We start from the raw sequence: 410 nt of genomic DNA on the forward strand, positions 1-410 counted from the left end.
ACACCTGACCACGACCGTCGCCGCCGTCACGGGGCTCGCCGTCGCGCTGACGGCGTGCGGCGGGGGCGACGACAACACGTCGACGACCGGCGGGCCGCTGGCGCTCTACACCTGGGTGAGCAGCCAGAGCGACCGCGAGCAGTGGGAGTCGTTCATCGCCGAGGCGCAGAAGGAGGATCCGGACCTCGAGATCACCGTCGAGGGGCCGAGCTTCGCCGACTACTGGCCCAAGGTGAAGACCCGGTTCTCCGGCGACGACGCGCCCTGCCTGCTGACCACGCAGGCCGCCCGGGCACAGGAGCTCGGCAGCCTGCTGATGCCGCTGGACGACCTGGTCGAGGAGCACGACTTCGACCTGTCGGAGGTGGACGAGTCGATGCTCGAGGGCATGACGGTGGACGGCTCGCTTC

General features: G+C 70.2%; 1 protein-coding gene. It reads left to right on the forward strand.

The window, feature by feature from the left end; all coding sequences use genetic code 11:
• Positions 1 to 410 (forward strand): ABC transporter substrate-binding protein (locus C1I95_RS34595; protein WP_146605969.1); only part of this gene is annotated, 410 nt, incomplete at both ends.

This window comes from Micromonospora craterilacus (assembly GCF_003236315.1).
Classification (GTDB): Bacteria; Actinomycetota; Actinomycetes; order Mycobacteriales; family Micromonosporaceae; genus Micromonospora; species Micromonospora craterilacus.